The organism is Microbacterium sp. zg-B96 (genome assembly GCF_030246865.1).
Classification (GTDB): domain Bacteria; phylum Actinomycetota; class Actinomycetes; order Actinomycetales; family Microbacteriaceae; genus Microbacterium.
Genome location: NZ_CP126738.1, coordinates 2,248,845 through 2,273,515, shown reverse-complemented (window position 1 = coordinate 2,273,515; position 24,671 = coordinate 2,248,845). Strand labels below are relative to the sequence as shown.

Below are 24,671 nucleotides of genomic sequence, written 5' to 3'. Positions count from 1 at the left end.
GCTGGCGAAGCCTTTATGCAACGGGCATAACGAGATCGAGGAAATGCAGCATGACGACGACGCCCTCGGGGCCTCGTGCGACGTTTGTGACCGCATAGCGTCCGCCGGTGATGAGCTCGCGCTCGTCGCTCTTCAGGCCCGTAGCCTCCCACGCGGGGAGCGCAGGGAACGGTCCTTCGATTTGGAACAGGAACGCTGACCCGTAGGACCGCGCCACGTCGCGGTCCAGGCTCAACCCCCACAGCGGCATGGTGATGAAGCCGGTGTTGAGTGCGGCGTTGATCTGGGAGTCCTGGGCACCGCTCTTGATGCCACGACCCACCCACCCGGACCCGAAGCCCGTCCGCTCTGCCCAGCCCTCGCCGTCGCGGGTGGGGCTCGTCGCCAGTGCAGCGAGAAGGGTCTGGGCGCGCGCCATCGTCAGCGCGTTCGCCGACGCGTCTCGTTCATACCGGTCGATGAAGTCTGCCTCGAAATAGTGCTTCGTGCCCGTGAGAACGCGAGCGGCGGCGCGGATAGGGGACGATCCCCCGTCGCGCCCGTCCTGCCACGCGGCGCACGCATCGCGGAGCTCGTCGTTTGTTGCCGTCGATGTCATGTCAGCGCGTCCTTCATTCGGCTCGGTCGTCATTGTCTGCCGTCACCATTCTTTCTACTGCCTCGCGCAAGAACGTTTGCGGCGCGAAACGGGGGAGTGTCGCTTGCACGTCCTGCCAAGCCTGCGTCAGGGGAACGTCGTGGTGCCGCGCGCCGTAGAGGGCGGCCACCGCGGACGTGCGGCTGCGTCCTTCCGCGCAGTGGACGAAGACCGTGTGGCCGGCGGCGCGCAGGTCGGCGATGACGTCTGCTGCGTCGGTCAGCACGGCGTCGAGGTTGTCGTTGCGGTGCGGCTGGTCGACCAGCCAGACTTGCACGCTCTCCACACCGTGGGGCACCTGCTCGGTCCCGACGCGACACAGCGACACGACGGCATCCACTTCGCGAGGAAGACGAGCGAGCGCGGCGAGAGAGCCCACCCACACACCGGCGTCGTGGGGATGACGGAAGAGGTAATCGCTTCGGGTGTAGACCGGCATGAGACCGGCGCTCGGCCACCCCTCGCTGTCGGGCTGGCCATGGCGCGCCGCAAGGCACGCGAGGCGGGTGAGGTCGTTGGCGTCGACGCCGGGCCAGCCGTGCAGCTTCCGCTTCCAGTCCAAGGGGACGGCGGACCCGCCGTACATTGCGCCGGCCAGGGATCCGGCGATCGAGGCGACGGTGTCGGTGTCTTGGCCGCCGCGCACCGCTCGCTCGAGCGCGTCGCGCAGCGAGGTCGCTCCTGCGACCGCGCTGAGCGCAGCCTGCAGTGCGCGCACGACCCATCCGTTGCCCTGGCGGAAGTCACGGGGGTGCATGCCGGGCGCGAGTGCCTCGGTGATCACGTCCTGCCACCGTGCGCGCCGGTCGATCGGGACCCACCCGATCTGCGCGCGAACGTCCAGCGTGCCGGTGAGTACCGCGTGCCGGATGGTGAGGCACCAGATCACGCACGCGTCGACGTTGTCGTCCTCCCAGTGGGTGAGCTGAGCGATGCGCCCCGCGGCGTTCGCCAGGTCCTCCTCGGCGCGGTCGAGGTAACCCAGAGCGACCGGACCGGTGCGCATGAGCGAGCCGTTGCCGGCGCTTCGCCCGGTGGTGCGGTGGAAGGACTCGGCGCGTGAGGTGGCGGCCTGTGCCGTCGTCTCCGACAGATCTGACAGCACGCCGCGCGTCTGGCTTCCGACGTCCTTCGCGTTGAGGGCCCACTCCTGCCATCGAGTCACGATTACGTCGAGCGTGGCGTCGTCGTCGAGTTCACGCCCGTCCGCGAGTGCCTGGAGGATCGGCATCGCCATGCTGGTGTCGTCCGTCCATTCGCCCATCTCGTGACCGAATACGCCGACGCCGAATTCCGGAGTGACGGCGTCGTCCAGGGGAGGGCCGAACTCGTACTGCGAACCGAGTGCGTCCCCAGCGGCGGACGCGAGGACGACGCCTACGGCGCGGTCGAGTTGCTGCGTGGAAAGGTGAATGGAAGACCTCGTTTGTGGGGTGCGGATAGGTCGATCACGTTGCGGGGTTCAGCATGCCGCAGGGTTACGACACCCGCGAGTGGACCTCGGCCCTGAGTGTGGCGTGCGCACCTCCGGCGGGGTGCATAAACGCGCGCTACTCACCGGCTGCGTCGTCTCAGCCCCAGACCTCAACCGCCCCGACATCATCCAGTTCGAGCTGGGCGACTCCGTCATACAATGTGATCGAGCCGGACGCGCACAGTGTCGTGCCGGTGGCCAGGGCTTCTATGCCCCCGACGTCCCAAAGCACGATCGTGAACCGCGCGGGGTCAGGATAGGCCCGGCCGAGATTGAGGAATACGTCATCGTAATCGCGACCGCTACTCGCCAGCGGTCCGCAAACACGCTGGTAGGAACCCACGTGCTCGAGTGCCTGATCCCATGAGAGACCGCCCTCAGGCCCGCTAGAGGACGCTTGGCCAGCTGTCGCATCATCGGTGCAGATCCCGTCTGCGCGGAGCAGATCGACAGCCTCAGGGTGAATGCGTTGCGCCCATTCTTCGCAGGCGTCGAATCGGAATTCGGACGGCATGCTGCGGGACGAGAGGTAGTCGATGACGATGTCGTACTCGTCTGGGCAGCTTCCACCCAGACGATCGATCTCGCTGTTGATGGCCCCCGATGTGTCGTCAGTCCGGGCGCGGTCGAGGACTGACGCGGCGAGGTCATCGCAGGTGGCCTCGGGGCGTTCGGACACGCCGTTGTGACGGTCGACCTCCCCGCATGCGGTGAGGGCAATAGCGATCAGTGCGGTGGCGGAAATAACGGCTAGACGATGTACTCGAAGCACTGAATGCCTACCTAGCGAACTCGCAGGCTATTGCGTGGTACGAGTGAGCGCCTACCTCATCCGTCACGTGGAACTGCGCGTCCCCTTTTGTGCGGACGGTGAGTGACGCCAAATTCGCCGACGAGAGGGCATTATCAGCGGATAGAGAGACGATCTCTCCGCCGTCGACTACTGCGTCGGCGTACATGCGACTTCCGGCGCCGTCGGTGAGAAGCTCGAATTTGCCATCTTCATTGACGTATACCGCGGTGCAGCTATACGGACCGTCCTTCAGCGTCGCGAAGGGCGACTGACTGGTCCACCACCACGCCCCACCGATCACAATTACACCTAGCAAAGCGTAGGGCTTCCAAGTGCGCCAAACCGATGTCCCCGTCACGATCTCCCCAGTCATTCGATTCCCCAGATAAAGGCCTCGCCCGCCATGGTCCGGTGGTCCCAGAAACCCGCACCATTGAGGAGGAGTAGGCCAGCCGCGTCTCAGCTCCGCTGCTCGGGAATGGCAGTTTGGCCACGCCACGGGGTGGCTGTGGTGCTCATGATGGCCGCGAACGCGGGCCGCGTCAAATTGACCGAAAACGGCCACATACGGGCGATGAAGCTCGACCCGCTCGAAAAGGTCATTCACCGAGATAGCGCCCAGGCCGATAAACGCCTCGGCCATCGCGCATTCGCGGTGAAAAGAATGCGCAGAAGCCAACAACCGGGAGGGTCCGCCTGGCCGGGGCTCAAACTACCCGAACGGCGGGCCGCCCTCCGAACTGGAAGACGGGCCGCCGAGCACAACCCGCGTCAGTCGAACACGACGGTCACCTTGTCCGCCGCGCCCGGCGTCGCCGCGAGCTCGAGCGCCTCGAGGGTCTGCGCGAACGGGAACCGGTGGCTGATGATCTTGGCGTACTTCTCCCAGTTCTCGACGATGTCGTCGGTCACCTCGAAGATCTCGGTGGGGTAGCCCATCGCCCACACGATGTTCAGCTCGGTCTGCAGGATGCCGCCGAAGTCCAGCTCGACCGGCTTCTTGTGCGCCGCGACGATGCCGAGCGTGGCGCCGTGCTTGGCGAGGCTCGTGACGGTCTGCGGTACGACGGCGACACCCGCGGCATCCAGGTAGATGTCGGTGGCGGGCCGGACGCCGCGCACCCACGGGGTCGCGCCGTCGCCGTGCAGTTCGACCAGGCGTGTGCCGACGTCCTCCTTAGAGGAGTCGATGACGGCATCTCGTGACCTCGCCGACGCGCTGGCGATCGCGCACCCGGTCGAACCCGGCCCTGGGCGTGCGTGGGCTCCCGCCGCCCATAGGCTGGCGGTCGCGCTGCCGATCGGGGTCTGGGTCGACCGGTGGGACCGCCGCACCCTCATCGTCGCGGCGAACCTGCTGCGAGGCGCCGCGCTGCTCGTGCTAGCGGTGACCGTTCAGTTCGGCGTCTCATCGCTGGTGGTCCTGTACGCGGCGATGGCCGTGGTCGGGGCGCTGGAGAGCATGGCCGACAGCGCTGCCGTGGCCATGCTGCCTTCCCTGGTCGACCGGAAACATCTCGACTCCGCGAACGGACGGGTCGCGGCCGCGCAACTGGTCTGCGACGAGTTCGCCGGTCCTCCGCTCGGTGGCATCCTGTTCGCGTTGGCGGCCGCCGCCCCCGTCTTCGCGATGGGCGGGCTCTGGGCCTCCGCGGGGCTCGTCGCCCTGGCGTTGCCCATCCGGCGCTCGCCGCAGCCGCGCGCTGACGCCCCGCCCGCCCGGCGCCCGGTATCCGCCGAGGCGCGAGAAGGGATCGCCTGGCTCGCGCGCCACCGCGTCGTCGGCATCCTCGCGCTCATCGGAGCACTCGCGAGCGTCGGATACATGCTGCCCTTCTCGATCCTGGTCCTCTTCGCCGAGGAGCGGCTGGGGCTGAACGGCACCGGGTACGGACTGCTGCTCGCCTTCTCTGCCCTTGGTGGGCTGCTCGGTTCATTCCTCGCGCCCCGGCTGCGCACGTGGCTGGGATACCGCTGGACGATCGTGACGAGCCTGCTGCTGGGAGCGTTGACTCTCGGCGGTCTTGCCGCCACGACCGATCCGGTCCTCGCCGGCGTGCTGCTGGCGCTGTACATCCTGCACGCGGTCGTCTGGAGCATCTGTGCACTCTCGCTGCGGCAGCGGCTCGTGCCCGACGCCCTGCTCGGACGGGTCGGCGGCGCAGCGCGCGTGCTCAGCCTGCTGAGGCTGGCCGTCGGCTCCGCGCTGGGCGGCATGCTCGGCGCGATCGACTTGACGATCCCGGTTGCCGCGGGCGCGGCGGTGTTCGCAGGATGCTGCCTGCTCGCGGCGGTCACGCTGCGTGGCGAGCTCGCGCCCGACGATCACAGCGTGGTCGCGATTCGCGAGGTGGATGCCGAGCTGCGGTAGGTGCCGCGCTTGTGGCTGGCAGCGAAGAAGCAGCGCACCGACACCAGGTGGTTGGGTCGGCGGCCGGTGCCTGCGGTGCTGGTCAGTCCGCCAATGCATCCCGCAGAAGCTGGATGGCCTTCGGGCCCACCCCGTGAAGCGTCGCGATGTGTTCCAGGCCTATGCGGCGCACATCGTCCATGGTTCGGATCTGTGCGTTCTCCAGGGCGCGGGTGGCGGGCGCACCGATCTTCGGTAGGTCCATGCGGTGCACCCTACTCGGCGTCAGGTCCGGGCACCGCGTGTCTCGAGCTGGTGCTGATGGCTGCGCGGTGTTCGGGCGTCCGGCCGGCACCCACGCCCGGCATTCGGCGTGTCGTGACCGCCGAGTACTGTGAGGTGCGCGTGTGCTCCTCGCTCGTCGGCGGCCGGGAGTCAGACAGCTATGAGGAGTTGCCATGAGCGAGCCAACGACCGCATCGCCCGGGATCTCGGCGGCCGAGTTCCACCGGGCGCCGGGCGTCACCGATTGGCGGGTCACGGAGAGCGGTCCGCACACCGTCTTCACCGCGACCTCGCTCGCGCACGCCGCGGGTCTCGTCGCGCCGGTCGTCGGTGCGGCCGAGCGATTCGGCATCCTGCCCGACATCGACGTGCGTCCCGAGGGCGTCGTGGTGCGCATCCCGCGCCCCAGCGACGGCGGCATTCCGGCAGCGGCCCCGCAGTTCGCGGCGGCCGTGTCCGACGCCGCCGCAGAGCTCGGGCTGACCGCCGATCCCTCGCGGGCGCAGGCGATCGGCATCTACGTCGCCGAGCACTCCGACGCCGATGTGCGCCCGTTCTTCCTGGCCGCGCTGGGCTACGAGCCGTTCGGTGACACGGATGCCGTCGACCCGCTGCGCTGCGGACCGCAGTTGGCCTTCAACCCGATCACCGGCGACGCCCCGGGGAGGGGCCGCACGCACTTCGACGTCTTCGTGCCGGCCGACCAGGCCCAAGCGCGAGTGGATGCCGCGCTCGCCGCCGGCGGCAGGCTCGTCGACGCGTCATCCGCGCCAGCTTGGTGGTCGCTCGCATCTCCCGACAACCACGGCGTGGACATCGCGTCGTGGACCGATACCGACGGCTGACGGCAACTCTTCTGCCCAGGCGTGCTCGCGGCGTCTAGGCGTCCAGTACCCGGCGCCCGCCACCTTGTCCAGCAATGCCGCGGCGGTAGGGTCGTCAGCCACCGTGGTGCGGAACTTCGACAACGAGTTGTTCACCCTGCTGAGGGGTGACTGACCGGCTCCGCCTCGACGCGAGCCTCGGCATCCGCCGTCGTGCGCGCCGGCCCGGTGCGCCGGGTGCGCTGCCACACCACCACGGCGGCGAGGACGGCGATCAGTCCGGGGAGGAGCGTCGTCAGGTCGCCCACGCCCGCCGAGCGGTCATACGCGGCGTTGACGTCGACCCGCAGCGCCGCATCGAAGATGAAGCCCAACGTATTGAACCCCGCGTGCAGCACCAGTACAGCACGACCGGGACGACGGTCCACACCGGAACGATGACGAGCAGCGCCCGCCCGAAGACGTCGAACCGGAAGCCGTTGCTTCTTTCGTCGGCATGGGCGTGTGGGATACACCAGACACCGTGTTCCCCCCACAGAGTCAAGGACGACCGGCTCCCGCCCCGCGTGCGGGACCTCCGAGCGTGCGCCCCACCAAATCGACGTCCGCCAGTCGCGGCGTACGGTACGCCCCGCCCGCGGCGATGTACTCACCGCCGCGCTTCCTGAGGTGGCGAGCGAACAGTTGGCACATCGGGACGACAGTCACGCCTTGGCGGATGCTGTCGGCAAGCGCCTCGCGAAGGAGCAGCGCCCCAATGCCGCGTCCGCCGTATGCCGGATCGACCTCGGTGTGGAAGAAGATCCGCTCCGGGCGCCCCTCCGGCGCCTCAATGAAGTCCGCCCGCCCCGCGACGCGCCCGTCGGCGAACCTCGCGACGTAGCTGCTGATCCGATCCCCGCTGTCGAGCTGCACCGTCGCGGTGTCGCCCGTGCCTGTCGTTGTCTCCTGAGTCATGTCCTTCTCCTGATCTGTAGCCATGGTTCGAACCCCGGGGCCGCGAGGCTCAGGCATCCCGGCGCTTGAGGAGCACGGCCGCGGCGGTGAACAGCACGACCGCCCAGGCGACGAGGACGAGCGCGCCCTGCCACGGTTCGGTGAGCCAGCCGGCGGATTCCGGTGGGAGAAGGTCCACCCAGCTCTGCTCGGTGGGGTAGCTGAAGAGGAGGCTGCCGGCGATCGACGGCAGCAGCGTCGCGACGTTTTCCACCCAGCCCGACGACGCGAAGCCGAGTACGAGGCTCAGCGCGAGCGGCGCCGCCAGCACCAGGCCGACCGCAACCGCGATGCCCCCGGCGGTGTTGCGCAGGAGGGCCCCGATGCCGAACGCGATGAGTCCCACCAGAACGAGGTACCCCACACCCCCGAGCAGCGCGAGCCAGTACTGCGGGTCGTCGAGGGCCACATCGAAACCGTTGCCCGCGAACAGCCCCACCGAGGTGGGAACCGTGATCGCAAACGCGACGGCGCTCACGACGAAGGTCACGACGGCGAAGACGAGCGCCTTGGCGAGCAGCGCCGGCACGCGCTTGGGCGCGGAGATGAGGGTCGACCGGATCATGCCGGTGCCGTACTCACCGGCGATCACGAGCACGCCCAGCACGCTCACGATGAGTGTGCTGACATCGGTGCTGACCATCACGGCGTACACCGCCATGTCTTGCACCGCGTCCTGGGTGGGAACGGCGTCGACGCCCTGGAAGCTGAGCGACGCGGACATCTGCGCTCCGAGCCCGACCGTGAGCACGACCAGGATCGCGTAGGCCCACCAGGTGGAGCGGATGCTGCGGAGTTTGATCCACTCCGCACGCACCACTCCGGTGAATCGGAGATCGTGGCCGACGGGGGAGAGGGCGGGGTGTGCGGTGGTGGTGCTCATCGGGCTGCCTCCGTGCTGCGGTATTCGACGTCGTCTCGGGTCAGTTCCATGTAGGCCTCTTCGAGTGTCCGCGTCACCGGGGTGAGTCCGTGCACCACGATGCCTGCGGCGGCGGCGATCTCGGCGATGCGCGGCGCGGTGAGTCCGGTGACCGACAGCAGGTCGGGCTCGATCGGTGCCACGGTCGCACCCTCGGCGTCCAGTAGGGGCAGGAGGGCGGAGACCTGGGGTGTGCGCACCTGCACCGCATCACCCCCGGCGCGCGCGAGGACGTGGCTCACCGGAGCGTCGGCGACGATGCGTCCACGGCCGAGGATGATGAGGTGGTCGGCCGTCTGCGCCATCTCGCTCATCAAGTGCGAAGAGAGGAAGACGGTGCGCCCCTCCGCAGCGAGACTGCGCGCGAACCGCCGCACCCACACCACGCCCTCGGGGTCGAGCCCGTTCACCGGCTCGTCGAGGATGAGGGTCGCCGGATCTCCCAGCAGCGCCACGGCGAGCCCGAGCCGTTGGCCCATGCCCAGCGAGAAGCCGCCCACCCGCTGACGCGCGACGGAGCCGAGCCCGGTGAGGGCGATCACCTCGTCCACACGTCGGGCGCCGATGCGATGTGTAGCGGCCAACGCGAGCAGGTGGCTGCGGGCGCTGCGCCCGGGATGCACCGCCTTGGCATCCAGCAGCGCCCCCACCTGCCGAAGCGGGGCCTGGTGCCGGGCGTACGGCATGCCGTTGACCGTGACCGAACCGGACGACGGGCGGTCGAGTCCCATGATCATGCGCATCGTGGTGGACTTGCCCGCGCCATTCGGGCCGAGGAACCCGGTCACCACCCCCGGGCGGACGGTGAAGTCGATGCTGTCGACGGCGGTCTTCGCGCCGTAGCGCTTGGTCAGGGAGTGAGCTTCGATCATTGAGATGCTCCAGGTGTTTCTGCGTCCGATGACGCCGTGAGGGCGGGGCCGAGGCGGCGCCCGCGGGGCCCATCCAGTGGACACCGTGTTGTCGGCACAGGGTCAAGCGCGCGGGGGTCGCCCATCAGAAGCCGCCGCAGAAGGCTCGTGGGCGGGCAGCTCGAACCGCCTGCGCGATCGGCGTCGCACCCTGGGTGACTTCGAGGATCTGCCGGGAGATCCGGGGCTCGTGGAGGAGCTCCGCGAGGGTGGCGGCGACGTCCGCGCGGGGGATCTCGTCGTGCGGCTGGGCCGGGCCGAGCGAGACCGTTCCGATGCCCGCGTCGTCGGTGAGCAGCGACGGCCGCAGGATCAGCCAGTCGAGGTCGCTCATGCTGACGGTGACGTCGACGAGCTTCTTCACCGCGAAGTAGAACTCCTCGTCGGCGCTGAGCTTCTGCCCGCGGCCTGCCTCGGGCAGCACCGATACCAGCGCGAAGCGCGGCACCCCGGCCAGTGACGCGGCGTCCAGTGCCGTGACCACGCCTTCGCCGTCGATCGCGACCGTGACGTCGCGGGCGCCGCCGTTCGAGCCGGCGGTGTAGACGACGGCATCCATTCCCGTCAGCAGGGATGCCAGGTCGTCAGCGCTCAGAGAGCCCAGCTCCCCGACGCTCGCGTCGACGCCACGGACCGCGAGCTCGGCGCGCTGCTGCTCGCGGCGCACGAGGCCCGAGACGTGGTCGCCGCGCTCCCGAAGCTCTTGCGCCAGCAGACCGCCGACCGCCCCGGTGGCTCCGATGATGAAGACCCTCATCCGCATGCTCCCTTTCCGCCGAAGACGACGCAGAGGACACTCCACCCCCTGTTCCCGGCACCGGGTCAAGAGGGGCGCGAAAGCGGGTCAGGACAGCGGCACGTCGCGCAACTGCCGGCGGGACGTGATGCCCAGCTTGCGGAAGATGTTGCGCAGGGGCGCAGGAAATCGGGTCATGGTTATGCGCCACGGGACCTCGGCACGACTGCGGGTCCCGCAGCTTCCGCGTACTGCCGTTGGGGTTGGAGGGGCCGCGAGGGCTTGCTCAGCCGACAGCCACTAAGGCACTGAAACGACGCAGCAGGTCGTCCCCGATGGCTCGCCGCGGGGCATCGCGCGGAGATGGATCGCTAACTCGCCTGTGCTGCTCGCGTCGGGCGCTCGGGGATCCCTTGACGGGGAAGCCCATGGGCCGCGTCTGGCAGGTCTACAGCGGTCGGCGCCAAGGCGCCATCGGCCGAGATTTGCAGGTTGTGTCCGTGTCGCCAGTCGCGAACCTTGAACACGATTCCGGCGACGAAGAGCGCGAAGCCGATGAGCACGAAGACGAGGCCGGTGAATACGAGCCCGACGAACAAACTGGTGACCAGAGACTGCCAAGCTCCTGCATCTCCGCCTACCACGAGGAGAGAAACCAACGAGAGCAGATAGCCGCCGAAGAAGAACAGGTACGCCACCGTGAACACGCCGAGGGGCTCGCGACGCGCGCCGTATGCAACCGCTATGCGTGTCCGCCTGTCTTCGAGCGCGTCGCGGGCCTCGCCTGGGGGGAGCCTTTCGAGGATGGTGTTCAGAGCGGCGAGCTCCTTGGCAGCGCGGGGCTCGTTGCGTGACGCGAGCGCTCCCACTAGGCCGACGACGGCCACGGCCAGGGCCGACAGGCCTGCGATCACGGCCACGGCGATTTGGTCGTCTGTCACGATCGTCAGCATATTGTCCAAATGCGGCAGGGGACGCCGAAGCCACGCGAATGCGACATCGCCATGCGGTCCTGCCCGCGATGTCGCCACGAAGCACCGGTTCGATAAAGGACGGATCAATGCCGCGGCGATGACTACGGATTGAAAGCTTGTGCAGGCAGGACAGGCTTGGCGTCCTTCCCGTAGCGACGTCCCCACCCGGGCGGGATGACGAAGCGATTGGGCAGCGCGACGCTGCGGACTCGTGCTTCCGCGATGAGTTCTGGACCGAGGAATGGTCCAGAATCGGTCGCACAATGCACCGTCAGAGCAAAGTGTTTCGGGGAACCCCATCCTGTTCGGCACCGGGTCAAGAGGGTGTGGATCCGGGGTTAAGAAAGCGGCATGTCGCGCAGTTGCCGGCGGGACGTGACGCCGAGCTTGCGGAAGATGTTGCGCAGGTGCGCCTCGATCGTGCGCGGGCTGAGGAACAGCTGCGTGCCGACCTCGCGCGACGTCGCGCCCGCCGCCACCAGCCGGGCGATGTGCAGCTCCTGGGCGGTGAGGGCGTCGGTCGGCTGAGCGGTGCGCTTCTGGGGATGCTCGCCGGTGGCGCGCATCTCGCGGGCCGCGCGTTGGGCGAACGCCTCGGCCCCCATGGTCGTCAGCATGTCGTGGGCGGTGCGCAGCTGTTCGCGGGCGTCCTGGCGCCGGCCCTCGCGACGCAGCCACTCGCCGTAGACGAGGTGCGTGCGGGCCAGGTGGGCCGCCATGCGGCTGCGCGCGAGGTGGTCGATCGCCTCGCGGTAGTGGTCCTCGGCAACCGGCCCAGGGGTGGTCAACGCTTGCGAGCGGGCGGCCAGTCCGAGGGCCCAGGGGGTGCCGGCGGCGTTCGCTCGTGCGGTGAGCTCTGCGAGTGCTTCGGTCGCGCTCTCGGGCTGGCCGGAACGGCTGGCCGCCTCGATGAGCTCGGAGTAGATGAGGTTGTTGAACTTCAGGCCTTCGGATTCGATGCCGCGTGCCGCGGCGCTCTGTGCCGCCGCGTAGTCGCCCGAACCGTTGTGCAACACCGCCAAGGCGTACCCGGCAATGGTCATCTCGGCGCTGCGCCCGCGGGCGGGGCCCGCCTGGCCGATCATTGAGGTGATCTCCGCGGCCTCTTCGGCTTGGCCGCGCCACGCAGCCAGGATGAGGCGCGTGTGGAGGTGGAGTCCGGCCTTGGTGGCCGCTGCGGCCTCGGTCTGCTCGGCCGCCCGGGTGAACTCACCGGAGAGCACGAGCATGACGGACTGGACGAGGAGAGCCGCGGGGAGTGTGGCCAGCGCGCCGGCTTCACGGGCCGACCGCATATGGTGCGCGCCGAGCGTGAAGAAGAGGTCCTCGTCGAAGACCGTCATCGCCGTCCGTGCCGCGAGCCATCCCCAGCGGCGGATGTCTGCGTCGGTCGCCGGGTCACCGCTTACGCCGTCGCAGAATGCGGCCAGCGCCTGCCGCAACTCCGGCACGCCCGCCGCGTGCCCCCGGGTGAACGTGGTCACCAGCCCGTCGAGCAGCAGATCCGCCGGTCGTGGTGACCCGGGCGGGGCGGGTGCGCTGCGGGCGGCCTCAGCCACTGCCCGCACCGCGGAGCCAGTCCCGGGCACGCCGGTGCTGATCGCGGCGTCGATGGCGTCCAGGTAGGTTTCGCGGGCCAGTGCCGGGTGCAGCCGGGCGAGGCTTTCGGCCGCCTTCAACAGCATCACCGGCCCCTCACCGTCGCGTGCGACATGGTACGCGATCCGAGCGCGCAGCAACTCCAGGCGGGCCTGCTGCAGCGCGTCGAGCGGCCCTGCGGCGGCCATCGCCAGCAGTTCGGATGCCGCTTCGGACGCGCCGGCCTCGTGCTTGGTGTGCGCAGCTTCCAGCGCGCGGCGCGCCCGCGCGCCCGGCTCCGGAGTAAGCGTCGCCGCCTGCTGCATGAACGCCGCCGATGCGGCCAGCCCGCCGCGGGCACGTGCGCGACCCGCCGACCGCTCCAGCTCGGCGGCGGCATCCTCATCGGTGCCCTGCACCGCCTGGGCGCGGTGCCAGGCGCGGCGGTCGGGGTCGGTGTCGGGGTCGGTGGCGGCCGCCAGGGCGTCGTGCGCGCGACGCACGTCGGACGGCGGCGCATCACGATAGACGGCCGAGCGTACGAGCGGATGCCGGAAGGTGACCCGATTGTCGACAACCAGCAGCCCGGCGGCCTCGGCAGGTGCGAGGGCGTCTTCAGCGACGCCGAGCTGCGCCGACACGCGGCACAGCAGCGCCGCGTCTCCGGTGGGGTCCGCTGCCGCGGCGAGCAGCAGCAGCTGGGTGTCGGCGGGCAGGCTGCGGGATCGGCGGCGGAAGCTCTCTTCGACGCGGCGCGGCACATCCAGAGCGCTCGGCACCTCGTATCCGCCGGCCAGCTGTGCGGCCGCCGCACTGAGTGGCAATTCGACCAGCGCAAGCGGATTGCCGTATGACTCGGCGATGATCCGCTCGAATACCCTCTCGTCGAGCGGAGCGGGCAGCCCCGACGTCAGCAGTTCCCGCGCATGCGCCTCGGAGAGAGCGTCGAGGCGCAGCTGCGGCAAGTCGGCCAGCGCCGCCGGCTCGGCTGCGGCATCCTCCCGCGCGGCGTCGCGCACCGCGAACAGGAGCGCGATCCGCTCGGCTGACACCCGTCGCGCCACGAACGCGAGCACCTGCGCGGATGCGTCGTCGAGCCACTGCGCGTCGTCGACGAGACACAGCAGCGGTGCCCGCTCGGCCACCTCGGCCAGCAGGTTGAGGGTCGCGAGCCCGACGAGAAAGCGGTCGGGAGGGTCGCCCGCCTGCTGCCCCAACGCCACCCCCAGCGCCGTCTGCTGCGGTTCGGGCAGGGCACTCGCGTGATGCAGCAGCGACGCGCACAACTGGTGCAGGCCGGCGAACGCGAACTGCGACTCCGACTCCACACCGACCGAGATCTCCACGCGGAACCCGGACGCCGCCGCAGCCGCACGGGCGTGGTCAAGCAGCGCGGTCTTTCCGATGCCGGCCTCACCGTGCAGCACGAGCGCTCCGCTGTGCCCGCTTCGTGCCCGCGTGAGGAGCTTTTCGACCGCTTCGCGCTCGGCGTGCCGGCCGAGAAGATGCGTCACTGGGGCTCCCTTCGGGTGTTCGCCACCGTACTAGGTGATTGTCACCGACGCGAATAACCCCGTCAGCGCATGCCGACGGGCGTACGTAGGGACGGCTACCGACGCGATGGGGAGGTCGCAACTGCGAGCCTGACGGGACCATCCGAGAAAGGACCCCTGATGACCACGCAATTGTCCGCACCACGGACCGCCGCGACCGCCGCACCCCCCGTCGCGCCGCCGCGCGGATTGACCCGGCAGCCGGCCGTCTCCGACCAACCGGACACCCGGTACGCGGGTGCGGTCAGCCTGGCCGCGGCCCTCGCAGGCATCCTGCTGGGCGCGTCGGGCGCACGCGGCGCCGGCATCGCACAGTAGGAGCGAGCCATGGCGTGGAGCACCCGCGAGCTCGCCGACCTGGCGGGCACGACCGTCAACACGATCCGGCACTACCACCGGCTCGGCCTGCTCGACGAGCCCGAACGCCGCTACAACGGCTACAAGCAGTACGGGGTGCGGCACCTCGTGCGGCTGCTGCGCATCCGTCGGTTGGTGCAGCTCGGCATCCCCCTCTCTCAAGTGGGTCCCGTGGGTTCGGGCGACGAGAGGATGCCCGTCGCGTTGCGGGCGCTGGATGCGGAGCTCGCGGCCCACATCGAGCGCCTGCAGCAGGCACGCGCGGACATCGCCGAGATCCTGCGTGATGACGCCCCCGCCGATGCCCCCGCCGGGTTCGCGTCGGTTGCGGCGCACCTCTCCGAGGCCGACAGCTCGATCCTCCACATCTATAGCCGGCTCTACGACCAGGAGGCGATGGCGGATCTGCGCCGCATGGTCGAAGTGGATGCCGCGACCGGCGCGGTCGGCGATGAGATCACCGCCCTGCCGGCCGACGCCGACGAGGCGACCCGCCAGCGGCTCGCCGAGCGGCTCGCGCCGACCCTGGCGCAGAACCTCATCGACTATCCGTGGCTCTACGACCCCGCAGGGCATGCGTCCCACAGCGCGCGCGTGACACGGCAGACCTTCGTCGAGGCGGTGGGGGAGCTGTACAACCCCGCGCAGATCGACGTGCTCTCCCGCGCCGGCATGCTCGCGCAGGAGCGAGTGCTGACAGCCGCACGATCCGACGATTTGACCCTGTTCTGAGAACAGGGGATCTCCTTACTCTCCGCCCACCACAACAGAAATGGAAATGTCATGAACTTCGTGCAAGAACTCATCCTGAACCTGCAAGAGCTCGCCGCCCAGGTGCCCGAGCTCGTCAAACCTCTCGTCGTCACGCTCGCCGCCGCGATCCCGCTGGTCGAGGGGGAGGTGGGGGCGGTGATCGGCATGATCGGCGGGATGCACCCGGTCGCCGCGGCAGCGGCCGCGATTGCGGGAAACTTCCTGACCGTGCTGATCATCGTGCTGCTCACGTCGCAGGCACGCACCGCCGTCGTCAACCGCAGCAGAGCGCGGGTCGGCGCGAGCGTGGGCGCTTCGTCGCTCGCCGGTCTCGAGGACGTGGGGGACGCCGCGGTCATCGAGCCGCCGGCATCCGCCAAGCCGGAATCGAAGGGGCGCCAGCGCGTCAAGACGTGGCTCGTCCGCTTCGGCGTGCCGGGTGCGAGCATCCTCGGTCCCTTCGCGATCCCCACCCAGTTCACCTCGGCGATACTCGTCGCCGCGGGGAGCTCAAAGGCGTGGGTGCTGCTCTGGCAGGCCGTCGCGATCGTCCTCTGGACGACGGTGACCACGGTCGGTTTCTGGCTCGCGCTCACCTACGTCGTCGGGGTGTGACCCGGCGATGGCTTCGCAATTCGACGAGCCGCCGGCGGGCGGAATGGCCTTGGGCGGCACGCAGCGCCCCTCGGGCCCTTCCGCCGCCGGCGACGGGCACCCGCTGCCGCGCTTTCGCTGGTGGCAGTCGTTCAGCCGCTCGCTCTTTCATCTCCGCCTCGTCGACCCCAGCGGTCGGCTCGGGACGTGGTCGGTCGACGTGCGGCACGGGGGAGACGACGACGGCATCGTGTGGGCCGACCTCTACCGCGACGGTCGTCACGCCGGTCGGTCACGGCTCCCCGGGGCGTTCCCGGTGCCGGGTGGACGCATCGAGGTGGAGACCAGCGGCTTCGGGCTGCGGCGCGCGCACTACGTCGCGGCCGACGGCTCCGAACGGCAGCTGACGCCCGACCCGGCCTCCGCCGAGGGCAGGCGGGCGCGTCTGGAACGGACGGCTCCGGCGCTCAGTCACGCGATCAGCGCCACCTCGATGATCGTGCTCGTCGTAGCCCTTTTGCTCGCCGTGCCCCAACTCGTCGAGACCATCACGCAGTTCCCGCTGATCGCGGAGCGCATGGGCACGTTCGTCAGCCCCGTCCGCCTGCCGGCGTGGCTGAACATCGCGCTGGTCGTGGCGGGCCTGGCAGCCAGCACGGAACGTGCCCTGCGCCTGCGCTACAACCGCATCCTCGACGGCGGGCTGTTCGATGGCGATGAGTAGGTCGACCGCCGGCTCGCTGGCTCCGGCATCTCGCGCGGTGGCCCCCGGTCGCCGTGCGACGGGCCACCGGCGGGATGACATGCCCCCGCCCCAGCCGAGCGACATCACCGCGCGGCCGACCTTCTCGGTCGATCTGACCCATCTCGTCACCGCTGCGCTCGGCGCCGCGGCGGCTGACGGGCACGCGGGCTGATCCGGGTCGCCCGGTCAACGCTGCGCTGGTCGCGGAGGCGGTGCGGTCAGGGGGATGCCGGCAACCAGTGCCGAGCGGCTGACTACGTTCCAGATGAGCCGCCCTGCGGGTCGTCCTCGATAAACCGCCCACCGCGGTCGTCGGCGAAGGGGTCGTGATCGGGCCACTCGCCAGCGGGCGGTTCTGCCGTCGGTGCGACGACGACGTCGCGCGCCGCCCTGACCTCCTCGCCATTCACCGGCGTGTACCGCACCTCCACGCGATGCTCGCCTTCCGTCAGAAGCCCGGCCGAGGCCGCGGTTCCGAAGCCGACTCGCTCGCCGTCGACGAACCACTGCGTCCGCTCCGGCTCGCGCCCCGGCTCCGCCGGCTGCTCGGGATGCTGCACGAGGCAGTCCAGCTCGACCGGTGTCCCCACCGTCAGCTTCTCCCGCTCGGCGGGGGACACCATCGTGATGACGGGTCCGATCGGGCGTACCTCGATCGGCTCGGTGTGGGCCACGGCGGAGCGCACCCCGTCGGAGTAGATGACGAAGAACTCGCAGCGCTCGCCGCCGGGGAGCCGGTCGGCGGGAATGGAGATCTTCTCGCGTGCCGGGCCGGCCCAGGCCACGTGGAATCCGCGCTCGCCCCAGCGGTAGAGCACTTTGACGTACGACGCCTCCTCGAGTGCGGCGCGGGTGGGGTCGATCGTCAGTACGGCCGGCTCGCCGCCGGGAAAGCCCTGCCCCTCCTTCGCCTCCCCGCGGACCGGCGGTGAGGCGAGCTCGACCGAGACGTCGGGTGCCTCTCCGATCGCCGTGGACCACAGCACCCGATCACCGCGGCGCAGCCGCACCTCTACCGCTTCGGCATCCAGGTCGACGTACACACGCACGCGCCACGAGTCGATCGGTGCGCAGACCTGTTCGCTCACGATGTTGGGCATCTCGGTCCGTAGCACTCGGCCGTCGGCATCCACGGTCTCGGCGACGACCTCGCCGTTGCGGTGGGCGGGCTGCAGGGCCTCGGGCCACCGATGGATGAACGTGGTCGATCCGCACCGCCGGGGGAAGAACTCGTCGCTGCGCGTGAGCCGCCCCCGGATGAGCAGGTGCTCACGGCGGCGTGTGTCTTCGGGCACCCTCATGACGTCAGCCTCCGATCTCATTCCACAGCCGCGTCCAGCGCGCGGGGACCGGCCAGGTGTTATTGGGGGTGCCCCAGTAGCTCATGAGATCGGCCACCCCGATGCCCGGTGTGATGGCGAGCGCACGCGGGGTGTCTCCTCCCGCCGCGCTGCCCGCCGTGCCGGCGGTGTCGAACGGCACATCGAGCTGCATCGCATTGTTGGGCCACGCGGATGCCGCATCACCGCCTTCCGGCGCGCCGGTGCCAGACGCCGGAAGCCGGACGTGCTGCTGGTCCAGGCAGTGTGCGATCTCGTGGGCGGCATAGGGGCCGTTCCTCGGTGGCGTGTAACAGACGTTGCTCGGGGTGCCGTAGGCCGCACCGCGGCGGTCATCGCCGGGGATGAGCACCCAGATCGCACCGTCGTCGTCGGGACAGTCGGATCCCGCCCACTCCGTGATCTCCTCCCAGAAGGAGCAGTTGTGGAGATCGTCGTAGTCGTCGAGCATGTCGCGACGCTCGGGCGCGACCTGCGTCTTCTCATCGGGCCCCGACGAGCGCACCTCGGTGCCCAGCCCCGGAACGGGTGCGATGCCCGCGGTGGGCGTCGGCAGCAGGCCGATCGCGCCCCGGATCGTGTCCTCGCATACGGCGGGGGTGGGGGCACCGGCGCCATTCCAGTTGACCCGCACGTAGCGGAACTGCAGGGTGCGCCGCCGCTGGTACGTCACGGTCGCGGAGTTCCTGGTCACGGTTTCCGCCTCGCCGCCGTAAGCCCCCACGGCGCCGAAACCGGCGACACGGACTTCGACCTGGTAGCGCGCCGTGCCGGCGGCCCAGCCGGTCGGGAGCATGAAGTTGAGCGTGTCGGTCGTCGTGTTGAACGAGGGCGCGGCGGGGACCGTGATGAACGTGCCGGGGGTGGCCTGCATGGGGCGTATGCCCGCCGGTGCGGGGTCGATCCACCCCGACCACCGCCCGTCGCGGTACATGCGCACCCGCCCCGTCACTCGCGGCACGACATCGCCGCCCCACCCCGCCAAGCCGTGCCGGATGAGCGCGCGCACGACCGTGGGTTTGCTCTCCACCATCTCGATGGTGTGCCCGGCATTCTGCAGCGATTGGGTGATCTGCAGCGCTTCGATACGCAGCAGCGGGGCCTTCACGGTGAACACCCGAACGGTGCGCGTCATCGTCCCGCCGCAGGCCCCGGCCACACGGATCGTGTAGCGCCACTCGGACGGGCCGCTGTGGTCGATGGGGCCGAAGGCATGGATGCCGGTCAGGTTCGTGCTCGTCATGCTCGCGGCGCCCGCGGCGAACGCCGGGGCACCCGACGTGTCGCGCGTGATGGTGACCGACGATGCGTTGCGAACGCTCCAGCGCAGCGTGAGGGTCTCGCCGTCCTCAAGCAGCTCCGCCCCGACGCCGTTCGCGGTGAACGTCACGATCTCGGCCTCGCCCGCCGCGATGGCGGTGATCACGGAGGCGGGCGGGCAGACGCCAAACGGGGCGAGCCGCTGGCGCTTGACCGGGCGGCACTTCAGGGCGTTCAGCTGGCCGATGATCTGATTCATGCGGTCGACCCACGCGTTGTAGGCGTCGATGTACGCCTTGTCGCCGAAGCCGACCGGTCCGGATGCCACTCGTGCGGGCAGCACCGCGGTGATGCGGGTGTCGCTCCAGGAGGCGGCGGCGACGGCCCGGCATCCGTCGAGGGTCGGGAGGAGCAGCACCGTGTTCGGCGGTTGCGAGGTTCCGAACCCCGACCCGCGGATAGTGAGCGTCTCACCCGCGCAGGGACCTGTGAGGGTGACGCCCGAGATGCCGGTGTTCCACACCGCACCGGTGGCGGGCGCCGCGGGCGGCGGCTCCTCGAGAGCGCGCAGCAGCCGCCGCGCCGCGACGAGGCAGGCGATGAACGCCGTCACCTTCGGATCGATGTAGTTGGGGCGCTCCCACCACCACGGCCACCATGGTCCCCAGTCGTTGGGATCCCACTTCTTCGGGTTCTTGAATCGGCCGAGGAGCGCCGCGAGCCAGGCGTCGACGATCGTCCCCGGGCCCTTGGGCAGGCCGGGCAGTCCGGGGGTCCCTGGTACGCCGGGTATCCCCGGCACGCCAGGCATGCCGGGCATCCCTGGCAGACCCGGCATGCCGGGCATCTGGCCGCCCATGAGCATCTGCGGGGCCGGCATGTCACCGATCCAGGGCAACGTGCCCGCATCGGTGAGTCGCTGCAAGAGGCGCGCCGCTCCCGCGCCGCCCTCCGTGCGGTGGGCATCGACGAGAGCCGCCGCGAGCGCGGCGTTCGTGGCGAGCGACATCACGGCATCCATTGCCCGCCCGGCATCCAGTCGCGGGCCCAGCGCGCCGTCCGCCGCGAGGGTCGCCACTCCGACGAGCAATTCCGACATCGCGACCGCGTCGATCGCATCACCCGGATCCGGTTCGCGGTCCACGTCGGTGGCATCCGGATCGACGAGGTGGGGCTGTCGGTCCTCCGCTGACGCTCCGCCCGACCGCGAGTCGGACGACCGCTGCTCGCGACATGGCGCGCAGCATCCGCCGTCGATGGGCTCCGGCTGCTCGGGCGGCATCCCCGTGCGGGTGACGTGCAGCAGGATCTCTGAGACCCGGCGGGCGGCGTGGGCATCGCCCGCTTCGGCATCCGCCGTCGCCGTTGCCAACTCCTCCAGCAGGATGAGCGGGCTCGCAACGCCCCCGGTGAATCGCGCGAATCGGGCCAGCTCATTCGGGTCGACGTCGTCGACCTCAGCGTCGGGGCCGGCGATGAGGTCGCTGAGCATTCTGCCGACGGGTGACCACCGGATGATCGCAGGGGCGGAGCTTCTGGGCATCGACGACCTCTCAGCCGGACTCAGCTTCTGCCGTCTTCATCGCCCCACTCGCTACGTCGACGAGATCGGATCTGGCTGGATGCTACTCGCCGGGCGTCGTCGCAACCAGTACTGCGGCGGCCGAGCCTGCAGCGGCGCCACTCGCACGGACCGGCGGCGCGGTGCTGCGCAGCAACACCAAGCTCGTGGCCGGCCTGCGTGCAAGCGTCACCACGGCATCCGGAGAGGAAGGCTGGCGCACCTCTCGACCGTTGGTTCGCTCATGCGGAAGCAGCAGCCGGACTTCGACTCCCGGAACTGGGCTACGCGAGACTTTCCGACTTGATGCGGGCGACCGGCCTCTTCATCATCGAGCCTCGACCGAGCGGCGGCCTGCAGGTGCAGAACAAGAAGAAGCCCAGCAGCTGAGCCTTCCGGCTAGGCAGGGAGGAGAGCGTTGCGGGCTCGGTGCCGGCGCACACCGTCGCGATTGGCGCAACGGACGGAGCAGTATCGCTGCCGCCCGTTTCTCGTGACGTCGACGACGACGTTGTCGCACTCATCGCCGGCAGTCAGTCGCCGGTTGCGACGAGCAAGGATCTCGGCCACGCAGAGCCCTGACCGGCGTGACCCCGCACGATCCAGCGGCCGTCTGTTCACGCGGCAGACGCGGCGGTACCATCGAGCGTCGCCAGACGGGTGGAGCACCATGCACGAAGTCGGAGCGGGGTAGGGCGGTGTCTTCGCCCGCCGGAACGCAGGCAGCGCCAGCCGCGGGCGGGGCGTTGCTGCCCCTGGCTCTTGCACAGTTCATCTGCTCGTTCGCCGGGTCGAACATGAACGTGATGCTCAACGACATGAGCCGCGACCTCGACACCACGGTGCAGGGCATCCAGGTCTCGATCACGCTGTTCCTGCTGGTGATGGCGGCGCTGATGATCCCCTTCGGCAAGCTGACCGACCTGTTCGGACGAAAGTTCTGCTTCATCCTGGGGCTCGCGGTATACGGCGTCGGCGCCATCGTCAGCGCGTTGTCACCCGGTCTCGGTGTGCTGATCCTGGGCAACTCGATCCTGGAGGGCGCGGGGACGGCGCTGCTCATCCCGCCGGTCTACATCCTGGTGACCATGTACTGGACCGGGACGGCCGCGCGGGTACGGGCATTCGGCGTCGTCAGCGCCGCCGGCGGTGTCGGTGCTGCGACGGGACCGCTGATCGGCGGGTGGATCACGGCAGCCATCAGCTGGCGGGCAGCGTTCATCTTCCAGGCGCTGATCATCGTGATCATCCTGATCCTGTCCATCCGGCTCAAGGACCCGCGCGCCGCCGACCGGGGTCGGCCGTACGACCTCGTGGGCGCCATTCTCTCGGGGCTCGGCCTGATCGTGTTCGTGCTCGGCATCCTGGCCGCCGACACCCATCTGCTTCTCTCGCTTGGCTTGATGCTGGCCGGTGCGGGTGTGATCGCGCTCTTCTTCGTGTGGGTGCGGCGCCTGGAGCGCGCCGGCCGAGAACCGCTTCTGTCGACGGCGCTGTTCCGCAATCGCGTCTCCAACCTGGGGCTGGTGACCCAGAACTTCCAGTGGCTGCTGCTGATGGGAACGTCCATGCTCGTGGCCAGCCAGCTGCAGGTCGTCCGCCAATACGACGCGATCGAGACCGGCGTCATCTTCAGCGCCGCGACGGTCGGCATCCTGGTGTCATCGCTGTCGGCGAGCGCGCTGGTGCAACGGTTCACGCAGCGTTCGATGGTCGTCGTCGGGTTCGTCATCACCGGTGTCGGCTTGTTGCTCCTGCTGCTGGTCGCCGCGGTTCCCGGCGCCTGGGCATACGCACCCGGGCTGCTGGCGATCGGGCTCGGCCTCGGTCTGACGCTCACGCCCAGCGTCAACGTGGTGCAATCCGCGTTCCCCGAGGAGCAGCAGGGAGAGATCTCCGGGCTTTCACGCAGCGTCTCCAACCTGGGATCCAGCTTCGGGACGGCGATCGTGGCCACGGTGCTGGCCCTGAACGCGAGTGGTCCGGGCGAGGGGTACGGGCTGGCCATGGTGCCTCTGCTGGTGGTGGCCGTCGCGGGCGTCGTCGTGGCCGCGTTCCTGCCCGGGCGAGGCGCAGTGCCGGCAGCAACCGAGGCTTCGGCGAGTCAACGTTGACCGCCGCGCATGCCGAGAGCCGGTGTGCGGAAACGGATGGAGGCCTGACCATGAACGAATACCCGCTGATCGCCGATCACGGCTTGATCGGTGACCTGCAGACCTCCGCGCTCGTCGCGACGGACGGCACCATCGACTGGTTCTGCAGCCCGCGGTTCGACTCGCCGAGCATCTTCGGGGCGTTGCTGGATCACGCCCGCGGTGGGCACCTCAGCGTGCGTCCGCGCGCGGAGGCCTTCCAGACGAAACAGCTCTACTTTCCGGACACTGCGATCCTCATCACCCGCTTCCTCACCGAGAACGGCGTGGGTGAGGTCATCGACTTCATGCCGGTGGCCTCGGACACGGCCAGTGCACGACACCGCCTCGTTCGAGAAGTGCGCTGCGTGCGCGGGGAGATCGTGTTCGATATCGAAATCGCCCCACGCTTCGACTATGGCCGCCAGGCGCACGAAGTCGCCGTCAGCGCGGACGGCGCGACCTACACCGCCGGGGAGACGACCCTGACTGTGAGCCTCATCCGCGACCCCGACCTGGAACGACTCGGGAAGGCTGAGTCGTCCGAGGCGGGTGATCTGCGCGTCTCGGTGAGCCTCACGGAGGGGCAGATGCGGGGCCTCGTGCTCGAGATGAACAGCGGCGCCCCGCCCCGCGCGGTTCCGGTCGCCGAGGCCGAGCGGCTGTTCGATGACACCGCCCACTACTGGCAGGACTGGATCGGCCAGTCCGCCTACACGGGTCGATGGCGCGAAGAGCTGGAGCGCTCGGCGATCACCCTCAAACTCCTCACCTACGCTCCGACCGGCGGGCTCGTGGCGGCGCCAACGGCCGGGCTCCCGGAACAGATCGGCGGGGAGCGCAATTGGGACTACCGCTTCACCTGGGTGCGGGACGCGTCGTTCTCGGTCACCACGCTGGTGCGGATGGGCTTTCGCGACGAGGCAGCCGCGTTCGGCCGCTGGCTGCGCGACCGGGTGGCCGAGCATGCCGGCAGCGACACCGGTCCGCTGAACATCATGTACCGGATCGACGGCGACCCGCACCTGTCGGAGGAGACGCTCGAAGACTGGGAGGGGTACCGCAAGTCGTACCCGGTGCGCATCGGCAACGACGCGGCCGGGCAGCTGCAGCTGGACATCTACGGCGAGGCGATGGACGCTCTGTGGCACGCCCATAAGAGCGGCGTGCCGATGGGCCAACCCGGCTGGCTCGCCGTCGGCGAGCTGCTCGACTGGCTCGCCGACAACTGGGACCAGCCCGAAGAGGGGATCTGGGAGACGCGGGGTGGTCGCAAGGACTTCACGTACGGGCGTCTGATGTGCTGGGTCGCCTTCGACCGCGCCATCCGTCTCGCCGGGGAGTACGGCAGGCCGGCGCCGCTGTCACGGTGGATCGAGCAGCGGGATGCCATCTACAACCAGATCATGGCCAAGGGCTGGAACGCCGAGCGCCGAGCGTTCGTGCAGCAGTACGGCGAGACGGTGCTCGACGCCTCGCTGCTCAAGATGACGCAGGTGGGATTCATCTCCCCGCACGACCCGATGTGGACGGACACGCTGGCCGCGATGGAGACCGAGCTCGTCTCCGACAGCCTCGTCTACCGGTACGACCCGAGCGCCTCACCGGACGGGTTGCGGGGCTCCGAAGGCACCTTCTCGCTGTGCACCTTCCTCTACGTCGACGCCCTCGCGCGAGCGGACCGGCTCGACGATGCCCGGCTGACGTTCGAGAAGATGCTCACCTACGCCAACCACCTCGGTCTGTTCTCGGAGGAGATCGCCCCCACCGGCGAACAGATCGGCAACTTCCCCCAGGCATTCACGCACCTGGCCCTCATCGATGCCGCCATCACCCTCGACGAGCGGATGAACGCGCACCGTCCCTCACGCCGAGCTCACTGATCGCCGCTGCCGG

23 protein-coding genes are annotated in these 24,671 nt (G+C 69.6%); 8 read left to right on the top strand and 15 right to left on the bottom strand.

Annotation, left to right across the window (positions count from 1 at the left end; translation table 11 throughout):
- Positions 1 to 13: 13 nt before the first annotated feature.
- The 4 genes from QNO11_RS10655 to QNO11_RS10640 all read right to left on the bottom strand — a co-directional run bounded on the left by QNO11_RS10655 (position 14) and on the right by QNO11_RS10640 (position 4,026).
- On the bottom strand, positions 14 to 598 hold the full coding sequence (locus QNO11_RS10655) for a hypothetical protein (RefSeq protein WP_257508300.1): 585 nt from the start codon (positions 596 to 598) through the stop codon (positions 14 to 16).
- 13 nt (positions 599 to 611) lie between these two features.
- On the bottom strand, positions 612 to 2,051 hold the full coding sequence (locus QNO11_RS10650; protein WP_257508746.1) for an ADP-ribosylglycohydrolase family protein: 1,440 nt from the start codon (positions 2,049 to 2,051) through the stop codon (positions 612 to 614).
- A gap of 157 nt (positions 2,052 to 2,208) precedes the next feature.
- Positions 2,209 to 2,883, bottom strand: coding sequence for a hypothetical protein (locus QNO11_RS10645; RefSeq protein ID WP_257508301.1), 675 nt, complete (start codon positions 2,881 to 2,883; stop codon positions 2,209 to 2,211).
- Between the two features lie 792 nt (positions 2,884 to 3,675).
- On the bottom strand, positions 3,676 to 4,026 hold the full coding sequence (locus QNO11_RS10640) for an MDR/zinc-dependent alcohol dehydrogenase-like family protein (RefSeq protein ID WP_257508302.1): 351 nt from the start codon (positions 4,024 to 4,026) through the stop codon (positions 3,676 to 3,678).
- Positions 4,027 to 4,093: 67 nt separating this feature from the next.
- On the opposite strand from QNO11_RS10640, the gene QNO11_RS10635 reads away from it, so the two are divergent.
- Complete coding sequence (locus QNO11_RS10635; protein WP_257508303.1) at positions 4,094 to 5,275, top strand: MFS transporter; 1,182 nt, start codon at positions 4,094 to 4,096, stop codon at positions 5,273 to 5,275.
- Between the two features lie 82 nt (positions 5,276 to 5,357).
- Here the strand turns inward: QNO11_RS10635 and QNO11_RS10630 are convergent, their stop codons facing one another.
- Positions 5,358 to 5,519, bottom strand: coding sequence for a helix-hairpin-helix domain-containing protein (locus QNO11_RS10630; RefSeq protein WP_257508304.1), 162 nt, complete (start codon positions 5,517 to 5,519; stop codon positions 5,358 to 5,360).
- 193 nt (positions 5,520 to 5,712) lie between these two features.
- Here QNO11_RS10630 and QNO11_RS10625 point away from each other — a divergent pair, with 193 nt between their 5' ends.
- Positions 5,713 to 6,384, top strand: coding sequence for a VOC family protein (locus QNO11_RS10625; protein ID WP_257508305.1), 672 nt, complete (start codon positions 5,713 to 5,715; stop codon positions 6,382 to 6,384).
- 131 nt (positions 6,385 to 6,515) lie between these two features.
- Here the strand turns inward: QNO11_RS10625 and QNO11_RS10620 are convergent, their stop codons facing one another.
- The 7 genes from QNO11_RS10620 to QNO11_RS10590 form a co-directional block, all read right to left on the bottom strand.
- Positions 6,516 to 6,791: a hypothetical protein gene (locus QNO11_RS10620; RefSeq protein WP_257508306.1), complete on the bottom strand. Its 276-nt coding sequence runs from the start codon at positions 6,789 to 6,791 to the stop codon at positions 6,516 to 6,518.
- Positions 6,792 to 6,903: 112 nt separating this feature from the next.
- A complete protein-coding gene (locus QNO11_RS10615; RefSeq protein WP_257508307.1) occupies positions 6,904 to 7,320 on the bottom strand; it encodes a GNAT family N-acetyltransferase in 417 nt (138 codons plus the stop codon).
- 49 nt (positions 7,321 to 7,369) lie between these two features.
- Positions 7,370 to 8,242 (bottom strand): ABC transporter permease subunit, encoded by an 873-nt coding sequence (locus tag QNO11_RS10610; RefSeq protein WP_257508308.1) that lies wholly within the window; start codon positions 8,240 to 8,242, stop codon positions 7,370 to 7,372.
- A complete protein-coding gene (locus QNO11_RS10605) occupies positions 8,239 to 9,153 on the bottom strand; it encodes an ABC transporter ATP-binding protein (RefSeq protein ID WP_257508309.1) in 915 nt (304 codons plus the stop codon). The genes QNO11_RS10610 and QNO11_RS10605 overlap by 4 nt, the downstream gene beginning before the upstream one ends.
- A gap of 124 nt (positions 9,154 to 9,277) precedes the next feature.
- Positions 9,278 to 9,949, bottom strand: a complete 672-nt coding sequence (locus QNO11_RS10600) for an NAD(P)H-binding protein (RefSeq protein WP_257508310.1) — start codon at positions 9,947 to 9,949, stop codon at positions 9,278 to 9,280.
- Positions 9,950 to 10,299: 350 nt separating this feature from the next.
- Positions 10,300 to 10,881, bottom strand: coding sequence for a hypothetical protein (locus QNO11_RS10595; protein ID WP_285169190.1), 582 nt, complete (start codon positions 10,879 to 10,881; stop codon positions 10,300 to 10,302).
- Positions 10,882 to 11,240: 359 nt separating this feature from the next.
- Entirely contained in the window at positions 11,241 to 13,994 is a 2,754-nt protein-coding gene (locus QNO11_RS10590) for a helix-turn-helix transcriptional regulator (protein ID WP_257508312.1), read from the bottom strand.
- A gap of 159 nt (positions 13,995 to 14,153) precedes the next feature.
- On the opposite strand from QNO11_RS10590, the gene QNO11_RS10585 reads away from it, so the two are divergent.
- The 4 genes from QNO11_RS10585 to QNO11_RS10570 are packed head-to-tail and all read left to right on the top strand — an operon-like array spanning position 14,154 to position 16,461.
- Positions 14,154 to 14,351, top strand: a complete 198-nt coding sequence (locus QNO11_RS10585; RefSeq protein WP_257508313.1) for a hypothetical protein — start codon at positions 14,154 to 14,156, stop codon at positions 14,349 to 14,351.
- A 9-nt stretch (positions 14,352 to 14,360) separates the two neighbouring features.
- Entirely contained in the window at positions 14,361 to 15,122 is a 762-nt protein-coding gene (locus tag QNO11_RS10580) for a helix-turn-helix domain-containing protein (RefSeq protein WP_257508314.1), read from the top strand.
- A 51-nt stretch (positions 15,123 to 15,173) separates the two neighbouring features.
- Positions 15,174 to 15,758, top strand: a complete 585-nt coding sequence (locus QNO11_RS10575) for a small multidrug efflux protein (RefSeq protein ID WP_257508315.1) — start codon at positions 15,174 to 15,176, stop codon at positions 15,756 to 15,758.
- 7 nt (positions 15,759 to 15,765) lie between these two features.
- Positions 15,766 to 16,461 (top strand): hypothetical protein, encoded by a 696-nt coding sequence (locus QNO11_RS10570; RefSeq protein WP_257508316.1) that lies wholly within the window; start codon positions 15,766 to 15,768, stop codon positions 16,459 to 16,461.
- A 275-nt stretch (positions 16,462 to 16,736) separates the two neighbouring features.
- Here the strand turns inward: QNO11_RS10570 and QNO11_RS10565 are convergent, their stop codons facing one another.
- From QNO11_RS10565 to QNO11_RS16305, 3 genes are all read right to left on the bottom strand, one after another.
- A complete protein-coding gene (locus QNO11_RS10565) occupies positions 16,737 to 17,783 on the bottom strand; it encodes a hypothetical protein (RefSeq protein ID WP_257508317.1) in 1,047 nt (348 codons plus the stop codon).
- A gap of 4 nt (positions 17,784 to 17,787) precedes the next feature.
- Positions 17,788 to 20,625 carry a hypothetical protein gene (locus tag QNO11_RS10560; protein WP_257508318.1) on the bottom strand — a complete coding sequence of 946 codons (2,838 nt, stop codon included), beginning with the start codon at positions 20,623 to 20,625 and terminating at the stop codon, positions 17,788 to 17,790.
- Positions 20,626 to 21,042: 417 nt separating this feature from the next.
- Positions 21,043 to 21,315, bottom strand: a complete 273-nt coding sequence (locus QNO11_RS16305) for a CGNR zinc finger domain-containing protein (protein WP_374113801.1) — start codon at positions 21,313 to 21,315, stop codon at positions 21,043 to 21,045.
- 26 nt (positions 21,316 to 21,341) lie between these two features.
- Between QNO11_RS16305 and QNO11_RS10550 the strand changes: the two genes are divergently transcribed.
- A complete protein-coding gene (locus tag QNO11_RS10550) occupies positions 21,342 to 22,757 on the top strand; it encodes an MFS transporter (protein ID WP_257508319.1) in 1,416 nt (471 codons plus the stop codon).
- A gap of 50 nt (positions 22,758 to 22,807) precedes the next feature.
- Positions 22,808 to 24,658: a glycoside hydrolase family 15 protein gene (locus QNO11_RS10545; RefSeq protein ID WP_257508320.1), complete on the top strand. Its 1,851-nt coding sequence runs from the start codon at positions 22,808 to 22,810 to the stop codon at positions 24,656 to 24,658.
- Positions 24,659 to 24,671: the final 13 nt, after the last annotated feature.

Bases quoted from the DNA above. Each gene is read 5' to 3' on its own strand.
- QNO11_RS10655 (WP_257508300.1), bottom strand. From the start codon at position 598: ATGACATCGACGGCAACAAACGACGAGCTCCGCGATGCGTGCGCCGCG.
- QNO11_RS10635 (WP_257508303.1), top strand. From the start codon at position 4,094: ATGACGGCATCTCGTGACCTCGCCGACGCGCTGGCGATCGCGCACCCG.
- QNO11_RS10630 (WP_257508304.1), bottom strand. From the start codon at position 5,519: ATGGACCTACCGAAGATCGGTGCGCCCGCCACCCGCGCCCTGGAGAAC.
- QNO11_RS10625 (WP_257508305.1), top strand. From the start codon at position 5,713: ATGAGCGAGCCAACGACCGCATCGCCCGGGATCTCGGCGGCCGAGTTC.
- QNO11_RS10615 (WP_257508307.1), bottom strand. From the start codon at position 7,320: ATGACTCAGGAGACAACGACAGGCACGGGCGACACCGCGACGGTGCAG.
- QNO11_RS10610 (WP_257508308.1), bottom strand. From the start codon at position 8,242: ATGAGCACCACCACCGCACACCCCGCCCTCTCCCCCGTCGGCCACGAT.
- QNO11_RS10605 (WP_257508309.1), bottom strand. From the start codon at position 9,153: ATGATCGAAGCTCACTCCCTGACCAAGCGCTACGGCGCGAAGACCGCC.
- QNO11_RS10600 (WP_257508310.1), bottom strand. From the start codon at position 9,949: ATGAGGGTCTTCATCATCGGAGCCACCGGGGCGGTCGGCGGTCTGCTG.
- QNO11_RS10595 (WP_285169190.1), bottom strand. From the start codon at position 10,881: ATGCTGACGATCGTGACAGACGACCAAATCGCCGTGGCCGTGATCGCA.
- QNO11_RS10585 (WP_257508313.1), top strand. From the start codon at position 14,154: ATGACCACGCAATTGTCCGCACCACGGACCGCCGCGACCGCCGCACCC.
- QNO11_RS10580 (WP_257508314.1), top strand. From the start codon at position 14,361: ATGGCGTGGAGCACCCGCGAGCTCGCCGACCTGGCGGGCACGACCGTC.
- QNO11_RS10575 (WP_257508315.1), top strand. From the start codon at position 15,174: ATGAACTTCGTGCAAGAACTCATCCTGAACCTGCAAGAGCTCGCCGCC.
- QNO11_RS10570 (WP_257508316.1), top strand. From the start codon at position 15,766: ATGGCTTCGCAATTCGACGAGCCGCCGGCGGGCGGAATGGCCTTGGGC.
- QNO11_RS10565 (WP_257508317.1), bottom strand. From the start codon at position 17,783: ATGAGGGTGCCCGAAGACACACGCCGCCGTGAGCACCTGCTCATCCGG.
- QNO11_RS10560 (WP_257508318.1), bottom strand. From the start codon at position 20,625: ATGCCCAGAAGCTCCGCCCCTGCGATCATCCGGTGGTCACCCGTCGGC.
- QNO11_RS16305 (WP_374113801.1), bottom strand. From the start codon at position 21,315: ATGGTGCTCCACCCGTCTGGCGACGCTCGATGGTACCGCCGCGTCTGC.
- QNO11_RS10545 (WP_257508320.1), top strand. From the start codon at position 22,808: ATGAACGAATACCCGCTGATCGCCGATCACGGCTTGATCGGTGACCTG.